The sequence below is a fragment of the Bacillota bacterium genome (genome assembly GCA_024655925.1).
Classification (GTDB): Bacteria; Bacillota; DTU025; order DTU025; family JANLFS01; genus JANLFS01.
Map to the genome: position 1 here is coordinate 1 of JANLFS010000020.1, position 8,325 is coordinate 8,325.

The window sequence follows — 8,325 nt, forward strand, 5'->3', positions numbered from 1 at the left end:
AGAGACTCTCGGACTCTGAGATCCGCGAGTTGGCCACTGAGATCAGGCAGTTCCTGGTCGAGACAGTCTCGCGCACCGGGGGGCATCTTGCCCCCAATCTCGGTGTGGTCGAACTTACCATAGCCATCCATCTCGCCCTCGACATGCCGCGAGACAAGGTGGTCTGGGATGTGGGCCACCAGTCCTATGTTCATAAGCTCCTCACGGGAAGACGAGGAGCTTTTTTGTCTTTGCGGCAGGAAGGCGGCATCAGTGGGTTCCCGAGGCGTGAGGAAAGTGTGTACGATTCCTTCGGCACAGGGCATTCCAGCACGTCTATCTCTGCAGCCCTGGGTATGGCCCTTGCCCGTGACATCTCCGGCGACAGGGACTACGCGTGTGTGGCGGTTATCGGCGACGGTGCGCTTGCAGGCGGAATGGCCTTCGAGGCCATGAACGACGCAGGCCACATCGGGACGGATCTCATTGTCATTCTTAACGACAACGAGATGTCGATCTCACGAAGCGTGGGCGCGCTCGCCGGGTACCTGGGGAACCTTCGCACAGACCCCAGGGTCCAGAGGCTCAAGGGAGGGCTGGAGCACGTTCTAACCAGGGTTCCTCTGGTGGGGCAGCCCCTTGCGCGCCTCGCCGACAATGTCAAGAAGGGCGTAAAATCCCTGGTCGTGCCGGGAATGCTTTTCGAGGAACTGGGCTTCATGTATATCGGGCCCATCGATGGGCATAACATCCGCGCGGTCAAGCGCGCCATCGAACATGCAAAGCGAGTCGGTGGTCCTGTGCTCGTCCACGCCGTGACCAGAAAGGGTAAAGGCTATGCCCCGGCAGAGGCTGACCCGTCCCGGTTCCACGGGACCGCCCCATTCGATGTGCGAACGGGCAAGCCTGTCGGGGAGGATGTCAGGACTTTCACATCGTACTTCGGAGAGTTCATGGTTCGCGCGGCTGAGGTCAACCCCAAGGTGGTGGGGATCACCGCCGCGATGAAGGATGGGACGGGCCTGTCCGAGTTCGCACGGGTCTGTGCTGGCAGGTTCTTCGACGTGGGAATCGCCGAGCAGCATGCGGTCACACTCGCGGCCGGCCTGGCGAGCCAGGGGATGAGGCCTGTGGTGGCTGTCTACTCCACCTTTCTCCAGCGCGCCTACGATCAGGTCGTGCACGATGTCGCCCTCCAGCGTATCCCAGTGATGCTGGCGCTCGACCGGGCGGGCATCGTCGGGGAGGACGGTTACACCCACCAGGGATCTTTCGATGTGGCCCTGCTCAGGCACGTTCCGAACATGGTGCTCATGGCGCCCAAAGACGAGGCCGAGCTCATGAGGATGCTCCACACCGGTCTTGAACTGGATTCCCCTTGTGCGGTCAGGTATCCCCGTTCCGAGGCGAGGGGCGTGCCGGTGGCATTTCCCCTCGAACCCCTGGAAGTCGGGCGCGGTGAGGTCCTGCGCGAGGGCGGGGACTGCGCGATCTTCGCTCTCGGGCCCATGGTCTGGCCTGCACTTGAGGCGGCCAGGCTCCTTTCCGGGAGGGGAATTAGCTGCGCTGTGGTGAATGCCCGTTTCGTCAAGCCTCTCGACACCGACCTCTTGCTCAGGGTCGCTGAATCCACAGGGACGGTGTTGACGGTGGAAGACGCCTGCCTTCCGGGAGGGTTCGGTTCGGCAGTTCTCGAGGCGCTGGCAGAAGCCGGAATGTCAGACGTTGCACTGTCGAGGTTGGGTATTCCTGACAGGTTTGTGGAGCACGGGACGAGGCAGGAGATTCTCTCCAAGATCGGGCTGGATGCGCGGGGCATCGCGTCGGCTGTTCAGGGTATGCTGGCGTCACGTTCCACGGGTGGTGGCAAGTATGCCTCCCAGGGCTAGAGTCAGGCTCGACCAGGCCCTGGTGGAAAGAGGCCTCGCCGTGACGAGGGAGGCGGGGAAGCGGGAAATCCTTGCCGGAAACGTGCTCGTCGATGGGGTTCGGGAAGACAAGCCCGGGGCGCTAGTCAGTCAGCACGCCGAGATCTTGGTGATCCAGACAGGCCCGGGTTACGTCAGCCGAGGCGGGATGAAGCTCGCGCACGCCCTGGATGAATTCGGGCTGGACGTGACCGGCCTGGTAGCCGTCGATATCGGGGCCTCCACCGGAGGATTCACTGACTGTCTTCTGAAGAGAGGCGCTGCGAAGGTCTACGCGGTCGACGTCGGCCGCGGTCAGCTCGCCTGGGAGCTCCGGCAGGACCCCAGAGTAGTGGTGATGGAGCGGACCAACGCCCGCTACCTGACGTCCGAGATGTTTCCCGATGCGCCTGGGTTCGGCACGGTGGATGTGTCTTTCATCTCCCTCGACAAGATCATCCCTCCGCTTGCCGCTGTCCTCACCCCTGTGGCCCAAGCGGTCTGCCTCATCAAGCCCCAGTTCGAAGCGGGCAGGGAGAAAGTCGGCAAGCGAGGGGTTGTGCGGTCGCCTGAAGTCCACCTCGATGTGATTCAAAGGGCGGCCGGGGTTGCCCAGGGAGCGGGGTTTGCGGTGCTCGGCCTCACGCCGTCGCCTATCAGAGGGCCTGAGGGAAACGCGGAATTCCTTGTTCACCTCGGCCGGGGAATCCCGGGAGGCTTCGAGTCAGAAAGCGAGTTCGAGGCCTTGGCGCAGCAGGTGGTAGGGCAGGCCCACTCGAAGGAGACGTGAACGCAGACGAAGGAGGGGATGCTGAGTGAGAGCTGGGATCGTGATCCAGAGAGCGAAACCAGGGGCGGAGCGGGTGGGCTCCCAGATCGAGACATGGCTTGCGCGGGCTGGAGTCTCCACAGTCATTGAGTCAGGTCCCGGTGAATCTCTCTCCCCGGACATCGACTGCGTGATCGTGTTGGGAGGGGATGGCACTCTGCTCTCGGTGGCGAGGAGAGCCGCTGAGATGCAGGTGCCCATACTCGGAGTGAACATGGGGAACCTCGGCTTCCTCACGGAGGTGGAGCCAGGGAATATCGTGCCGGCCCTGGAGGCCCTGGTCCGTGGGGAGTATACGTTGGACGAGCGGAACATGGTGGAGGCGTCTGTGGTCCGAGCTGGGCAGGAGATCACCACCCTTGCCGGACTCAACGACATAGTCATAAGCAAAGGTGCATTTGCCAGGATCATACGGCTCGGCATCGATGTCAACGACGAGCACTTCGGAACTTTCCCTGCGGACGGAGTCATTATCTCCAGCCCCACAGGGTCCACCGCGTACTCACTCTCCGCGGGAGGGCCGATCGTCAGTCCCACCATCGATGTGCTGATCATCACCCCCATATGCCCCCACACGCTCTTCTCCCGGTCTCTCGTGATTGCCGGGTCAGATCAGGTGCGGGTGGTTGTCGAGGCTCCCCACGAGGAGGTCGCGGTCACCGTGGACGGCCAGGTGGGCTACGAGATCCAGTCGGGAGACGTGATCCTGGTGAGGCGGTCTTTCGAGAAGACCCGATTCATACGGTTGAGAAAGAGAGGATTCTACGGTATTCTGAGAGAGAGGCTCAAGCAGGATCGGTTATGACGATTCGGTGTTCACGCATGAGCGCTGGGGAGGGCATCGCAGGTGAAAGCCAGACGCCACCAGAGGATTCTGGACATTATCAGGACTAAGGCCATCGAGACCCAAGAGGACCTGGCCCGCGAACTCATCCAGGATGGCATCTCAGTCACGCAGGCGACGATCTCCCGGGACATCAAGGAACTGAGGCTCATCAAAGTCCCTTCTGGGGACGGAACCTACCGGTACGCCATTCCTCTCGACCGGAACGTGGACGACGTGAACCGGCGAATCGAGCGCATGTTCAGGGACAACGTAGTGAGCATCGAGGACAGCGAGAGTCTCGTGGTGATCAAGACCGTCGAGGGAGCGGCCCAGGCCGTGGGGGCGGTCGTGGACGACTTGAGTTGGCCTGAAGTAGTTGGCACCCTTGCCGGGGATGACACTATCTTCGTGGTGGTGAAACCCAGGGACGCTGTTGCGGAAGTCATGGCAAGGCTGAACCGGTTCAGGAGATAGCCCAAGCCCAAGGGGGCGGCCGTTGTGCTTGCGGAACTCAGGGTCAGAGACTACGCCCTCATAGACGAACTGGCGGTCGAGTTCGGGGCGGGCCTGAACGTGATCACCGGGGAGACGGGGGCAGGCAAGTCACTGGTTATCGACTGTGTCGGCCTCGCCATCGGGGGGAGAGCCTCGGCTGAGATGATCCGATCCGGCCGGGAGACCGCCGTAGTGGAGGCGGTTTTCGAGATTCCGGGCCTAGAGTCCGTAGCCGAGACCCTCGTTGGGTGTGGTATCGACCCAGAACCCGACGGTACCCTCTTGGTGACCCGCGAGATCTCCCGTACGGGCAGGAACAGGTGCAGGGTGAACGGGAGTGCGGTCACGCTGTCGACTCTCTCCGCAATCGGCGAACAGCTGGTGGACATCTACGGGCAACACGAACACCAGTCACTCGCCAGGCCCGGTAGGCACATTAGCCTTCTCGATTCGTTCGGAGGGGAGGACCTCTCCTGCCTTCTGGCGGGGTTCCGTGAGCTCCACTCCAGGTGGCGCGCAATCTCCTCCGAGCTGTCCGATTTGCGCTCGCGTGCGAGGGAACGCGAGCACCGCATCGATCTTCTGACATTTCAAGCCTCTGAGATCGAGTCCGCCCGCCTGTCACCCGACGAGGACGTCCAGCTCCAGGCGGAGAAAACGGTCCTCACCAACGCTGAACGGCTGTACGACGCGGTGAACCGCGCCTACGCCCTCATCTACGAGTCTGCAGAGGGGCATTCCCGCGCTGCCCAGGACTCAGTGGGGGATGCCGTGACCCTTCTTCAGTCGGCCGCGAAGATGGATCCCGCACTGTCGCCACTCCGAGATACTCTTCAGGCAGCATACCTTCAGCTGGCGGAGGCAGCGCGTGCCCTTCGTGCCTACCGTGATTCCGTAGACTTCAGCCCCGCCCGGCTTGAACAGGTGGAGGAGAGGTTGGCGCTGATCGCCCGGCTGAAGAGGAAGTACGGGGGCACTCTGTCCGAGGTTATTGAGCACGGCCGTGCCGCCCGGGCTGAACTCGAAAGGACGGCCGGAGTGGACCGTAGGGCTTCTGAGCTTGAGCGGGAGATTGCGGCAGTCGAGGCGGCGATGGGTGAGGCCGCGTCAGCTCTATCCAGTGCAAGGGCTCGCGTAGCGCGCGTGCTCGAGGAGCGAGTCTGTGAGCAACTGACCGGCCTGTCCATGCCCAATGCCACCTTCAGCGTACACCTCGCGCGGAGACGTGGACCGGGTGAGATCTTGGTCGAGGGTGAGCCGTGCGCCCCGCGGGCAGACGGTGTCGACGAAGTGGAGTTCCTATTCTCAGCGAACCGGGGGGAGGCCCTTGGCCCGCTTGCCAAAATCGCCAGCGGAGGCGAGCTTTCCCGGGTCATGCTCGCCATCAAGTCAGTGCTTGCAGTGGTGGATGACATGCCGACCATGGTCTTCGATGAGATAGACCAGGGAGTCGGCGGGGAGGCGTCTGTCGCGGTGGCGGGCAGGCTCAAAGAGATCGGAAGAGTCCGGCAAGTCCTGGTCGTGACTCATCTCCCTCAGATAGCGGCGGTCGCAGACCATCATCTGACGGTGGCAAAAGCTGAGTCCGGCGGCCGTACCGCTGTCATGGCCCGTGCCTTGTCGGCTGAAGATCGGGTGGCGGAGGTCGCGCGGATGCTGGGAGGGGACAACCCTACCCCGGTCACAGTCGCCCATGCCCGGGAGATGCTCCGCCGTTTCCACCCACTGTTTCCCTGAAGTCGTGTTCTCCCACTGCAGGAAGGATTTGTGTTGTCTTTGTTGAAATCCTGATAAGCCAAAGGAATATGCGGGGAGGGAAGGGCCCGGGGCGGGTCTTCGGCCGAGCGACCTCGGGCCGCCGTCTGTGAGGATCTACGACCACCCTGTACTGGAGTCCAAACGCGGGCGGGAGGTGAAGTTCAGCCTGGACGGCAGAGACATGACAGGCATAGAGGGTGAGCCCATAGCCGCGGCACTGCATGCGGCGGGCGTGAGAATCCTCCGTCGCAGCCCCAACACTGGGCGCGCTCGGGGGTTCTTTTGTGCCATAGGGAATTGCTCGTCGTGTCTCATGACCGTGGACGGTGTCCCCAACGTCAGGGTTTGTGTCGAGCCGCTCCGTGAGGGAATGGCTGTGATAACCCAGGAAGGCAAAGGTGATCTGGTTGAGAGAAGTTGACGTCCTCGTCGTGGGCGCGGGGCCGGCCGGTCTCGCTGCGGCGTGCGCCTGTGCAGAAGCAGGTGCCCGGACACTTGTCGTAGACGCAAACGACGTTCCGGGCGGGCAACTGATCAAGCAGACCCACAAGTTCTTCGGATCGGAAAGACAATTCGCCGGGACTAGAGGAATCCAGATTCCCGGCATTTTTGCGAGCAAATTGGGACCAGTCGGAAATGCCCAAATGCTGTTGGGCGCGAACGCAGTCGGCTACTACGAGGGGGGAATAGTCGGCGTCGAGCAAGGGCGGAACTTCATCAAGGTCCAGGCCAGACGGATCATCCTGACCACAGGCGCTGCCGAGAGAATGCTGGCTTTCGAGAATAACGACCTGCCAGGTGTGTATGGGGCGGGCGCGGTGCAGACGCTCATGAACGTCCACAGGGTCCTACCTGGGCGGAGAGTGCTGATGATAGGATCCGGGAACATCGGCCTCATAGTCAGCTACCAACTCCTCCAGGCACAGGTGGAGGTTGTGGCGGTCCTCGAGGCCATGCCCAGGATCGGAGGGTACCTCGTTCACGCCGCGAAGCTCAGAAGGGCGGGAGTGCCCATTCTCACATCTCACACTATCGTACGGGCAGTGGGTGAGGACTGCGTCAGTGGGGCGGTGATGGAGCGCATCGATGACCGCTGGAGATCTGTGCCCGGCACGGAAACCGAAGTGCAGTGTGATGTCATCTGCCTTGCTGTGGGGCTCACGCCCTTGTCGGATCTTCTATGGCAGGCGGGGTGTGAGATGAAGTACGTGCCCGAACTCGGAGGCCACGTGCCTGTTCGAGATTCGTGCCTTCGCACTTCAAACCCGTCCGTGTACATAGCGGGGGATGTGGGCGGAGTTGAGGAAGCGAGCTCCGCGATGATCCAGGGAGAAATCGCAGGCATCTCCGCCGTCATGTCCCTGGGGCTCGAAAAGCCGGGCCACAGGGAAAGACTCGATATCCTGGCCCGGGACCTTCAGGCGATACGATCAGGCCCAACAGGTGAGAAGATCTGCCGCGGCATGCAGTGCGTCACAGTGCTCGAAGGGGGTGCCGGCGATGGCGGAGGCCGATGAGGAGAAGGTCATTATCTGCAGGTGCGAAGATGTAACCCTGGCTGAGATAAAACGGTTGATCCGGGAAGGGTTCACGAGCATCGATGAGATAAAGAGGGTGTCGCGGGCGGGGATGGGCCCTTGCCAGGGAAGGACGTGCAGGCAACTGGTAGCCCGTGAACTCGCGGCTTCTTGCGGCATACCCATCGAGCATGTGGAGATGCCGACTTTCCGGCCTCCAACGAGGCCTGTGCCTCTGTCGACAATTGCGAGGGGCGATGACGATGAGTAAGGATACAGCTGATGTTGTCGTCATCGGCGGGGGAGTCGTCGGCGCAGCTATCGCCTTTGAACTTGCCAGGGCAGGATGCCGGGACGTGATCCTCCTCGAGAAGGGCTTTCTCGCGTGCGGGTCCACCGGCAGGTGCGGCGCAGGGGTGAGGCAGCAGTGGGGCACGGTGACCAACTGCACACTCGCCCGAGAGTCGGTACGGATCTTCGAGACAATGGACGACTACCTGGACTACACTCCCGGGGTGGAATTCCGCCAAGGGGGCTACCTGATCCTGGCGTACACCGACAAGCAGTGGGAGCAGTTCAGGAGAAACGTCGAACTTCAACGGAGTCTTGGGATCGAGGTGGAAATGCTCTCTCCGGCTGAGGCAAGGGGGATAGTGCCCTACTTGAACACGGAAGGGTTGGTGGGTGCGACCTTCTGCCGGAAGGATGGGCATGCCAATCCCTTCCACGTGACCTTGGCATACGCCCGAGCTGCGGCGAGGCTTGGAGTGGACATTCGGACGAGAACCGAAGTCACAGGGATCGATGTCAAGGCCGGGCGGATCCGCTCGGTTCACACGAGCAAGGGGACGATACACACCTCAACTGTGATGAACTGTGCGGGCCCGTACGCGGGGGTCGTAGCAGCCATGGCCGGGCTCCAGCTTCCCCTGTGGGCAGAGCGTCACCAGATTCTTGTCACAGAGCCGGTTGAGCCGATTCAAGACCCGATGGTCATCTCTTTCCATCACAGGC

At 62.1% G+C, this 8,325-nt stretch carries 9 protein-coding genes; all 9 read left to right on the forward strand.

Annotated features, from left to right (window positions below; translation table 11 throughout):
- Positions 1-1,868 (forward strand): 1-deoxy-D-xylulose-5-phosphate synthase (gene dxs, locus NUW23_04690; GenBank protein MCR4425473.1); only part of this gene is annotated, 1,868 nt, incomplete at its 5' end.
- Entirely contained in the window at positions 1,852-2,676 is an 825-nt protein-coding gene (locus NUW23_04695; GenBank protein MCR4425474.1) for a TlyA family RNA methyltransferase, read from the forward strand. The genes dxs and NUW23_04695, both read left to right, overlap by 17 nt.
- 25 nt (positions 2,677-2,701) lie before the next feature.
- Positions 2,702-3,520: an NAD(+)/NADH kinase gene (locus NUW23_04700; GenBank protein ID MCR4425475.1), complete on the forward strand. Its 819-nt coding sequence runs from the start codon at positions 2,702-2,704 to the stop codon at positions 3,518-3,520.
- A gap of 42 nt (positions 3,521-3,562) precedes the next feature.
- Complete coding sequence (argR, locus tag NUW23_04705) at positions 3,563-4,015, forward strand: arginine repressor (GenBank protein ID MCR4425476.1); 453 nt, start codon at positions 3,563-3,565, stop codon at positions 4,013-4,015.
- A 24-nt stretch (positions 4,016-4,039) separates the two neighbouring features.
- On the forward strand, positions 4,040-5,773 hold the full coding sequence (recN, locus tag NUW23_04710; protein MCR4425477.1) for a DNA repair protein RecN: 1,734 nt from the start codon (positions 4,040-4,042) through the stop codon (positions 5,771-5,773).
- Positions 5,774-5,900: 127 nt separating this feature from the next.
- Positions 5,901-6,215, forward strand: coding sequence for a (2Fe-2S)-binding protein (locus NUW23_04715; GenBank protein MCR4425478.1), 315 nt, complete (start codon positions 5,901-5,903; stop codon positions 6,213-6,215).
- Positions 6,202-7,311 (forward strand): NAD(P)/FAD-dependent oxidoreductase, encoded by a 1,110-nt coding sequence (locus tag NUW23_04720; GenBank protein ID MCR4425479.1) that lies wholly within the window; start codon positions 6,202-6,204, stop codon positions 7,309-7,311. Before NUW23_04715 ends, NUW23_04720 begins: the two co-directional genes overlap by 14 nt.
- The gene (locus NUW23_04725; protein MCR4425480.1) at positions 7,295-7,582 is read left to right on the forward strand and encodes a (2Fe-2S)-binding protein; all 288 of its coding nucleotides are present in this window, start codon (positions 7,295-7,297) and stop codon (positions 7,580-7,582) included. Before NUW23_04720 ends, NUW23_04725 begins: the two co-directional genes overlap by 17 nt.
- A partial coding sequence (locus tag NUW23_04730) for an FAD-binding oxidoreductase (GenBank protein ID MCR4425481.1) occupies positions 7,575-8,325 on the forward strand: 751 nt, incomplete at its 3' end. The genes NUW23_04725 and NUW23_04730, both read left to right, overlap by 8 nt.

Excerpts from the sequence above, each read along its gene's own strand:
- NUW23_04695 (MCR4425474.1), top strand. The coding sequence starts at position 1,852 with ATGCCTCCCAGGGCTAGAGTCAGGCTCGACCAGGCCCTGGTGGAAAGA.
- NUW23_04725 (MCR4425480.1), top strand. The coding sequence starts at position 7,295 with ATGGCGGAGGCCGATGAGGAGAAGGTCATTATCTGCAGGTGCGAAGAT.